The sequence below is a fragment of the endosymbiont of Ridgeia piscesae genome, assembly GCF_001443665.1.
GTDB lineage: Bacteria > Pseudomonadota > Gammaproteobacteria > Chromatiales > Chromatiaceae > Endoriftia > Endoriftia persephonae.
In genome coordinates, this window is the sequence record NZ_KQ557188.1 from 1 (window position 1) to 1,209 (window position 1,209).

Sequence of the window (1,209 nt, forward strand, 5' to 3'; positions counted from 1 at the left end):
AATCGCCTCCACTACATCTTTCCTTTTCTGATCACGCTGTTCTTTTATCGTAGCCATGGAAAGCAGTATACACTGCCAATACTTTCGGAACGATTAATAAGTCCAAAACCAACGGGTGGCAAATACCTGTACTTGCCTCGGTCTGATTGAGAGTGCTGATGATCTGACAGACACTATAACGGGACTGTTTCTTACAGAAATCCAACAAACTTCCTCATCCCCCATCGAGATTCAGAAACCTCCTCTCCCGCTCAACCATTCCCCCTGGATAGCCGCGGATTTTCCCTGATACAGCAGGGAAAACCCCGTCTAAACATTTACCTGATTTCGCGCTAGCTTCTCTGTCACCTCCCTCCATTTACAGAGTAGCCCCGATGGACGCACGAGCCGCACCAAGATCCCCCCTTAAAGTGGCAGTCAACCTGTTTTGTGAACAGCGCGCATCCCAACGTCACTGTGTAACCCATGACATCAGCACAGGTGGTTTTTTTGCCGTGGGCGTTCTCTGCCTACGCCCAGGAGATCGCTTAAAGGTCGCCTTGGGGGAGATGGAACGGGGCGCATTGAGCCTCAACTGTCGGGTGATCCGGGTGAGCATGGAGGGGGCCGGACTAAAATTCGAGGACAACAGTGCGCTGCAGATGGAGGCCCTGAGCGAGATAATCTTACCCAACTGGGATGGCAAAAGCCTGCTGGAGGGCCAACTGAGGATTGCCCCCTGGTATCCCCATGAGGGCCTATCAGGCTGGCTCAGATTGATGTCACTATTGAACAGCTGGCATCTCCTGGCAACTCCAGCAAGGATGGAGTTTCGCCGTTGTCTGAAAAATCATTAGTCGGGCAAAAGCCACAATTACTGACAAACTCCATGGAAATGCTAGCCCGGCAATTGGTGACTACTTCCTATACTTCCAGTCACCAAAGAGAGGAAAAGCCGCTATGTCAGACATTCTCAAACGCATCCACAGCCCCGCCTCGGTACGTAACGATCCCAATGGCAACCTGTTTGGCGCAATCCCTTGGTCGGAGCATGAAGCCATCGAGCGCGCCGTAGAGATCGGCATCACCATGAATGATAATCAGTGGGACATCGTGCTGTTTGTCAGAGATTATTAATCGTTCCGAAAGTATTGGCAGTCTATTTTTGAACTTGCCAAAATATACTTTGTATCTGACATGCGGAAGAAACTCTTAATCAGCGAAGTGCGC

2 protein-coding genes are annotated in these 1,209 nt (G+C 50.5%); both read left to right on the forward strand.

All coding sequences use genetic code 11. The features are described 5' to 3' along the window. Positions 1 to 374 precede the first annotated feature (374 nt). Complete coding sequence (locus Ga0074115_RS16070) at positions 375 to 836, forward strand: PilZ domain-containing protein (RefSeq protein WP_082626970.1); 462 nt, start codon at positions 375 to 377, stop codon at positions 834 to 836. A gap of 103 nt (positions 837 to 939) precedes the next feature. Further along, positions 940 to 1,116 carry a TusE/DsrC/DsvC family sulfur relay protein gene (locus Ga0074115_RS15520; protein WP_232433161.1) on the forward strand — a complete coding sequence of 59 codons (177 nt, stop codon included), beginning with the start codon at positions 940 to 942 and terminating at the stop codon, positions 1,114 to 1,116. Positions 1,117 to 1,209 lie beyond the last annotated feature (93 nt).

What these genes read in the sequence shown, in the direction of transcription:
- Ga0074115_RS16070 (WP_082626970.1), top strand. Translation starts at nt 375, where the DNA reads ATGGACGCACGAGCCGCACCAAGATCCCCCCTTAAAGTGGCAGTCAAC.
- Ga0074115_RS15520 (WP_232433161.1), top strand. Translation starts at nt 940, where the DNA reads ATGTCAGACATTCTCAAACGCATCCACAGCCCCGCCTCGGTACGTAAC.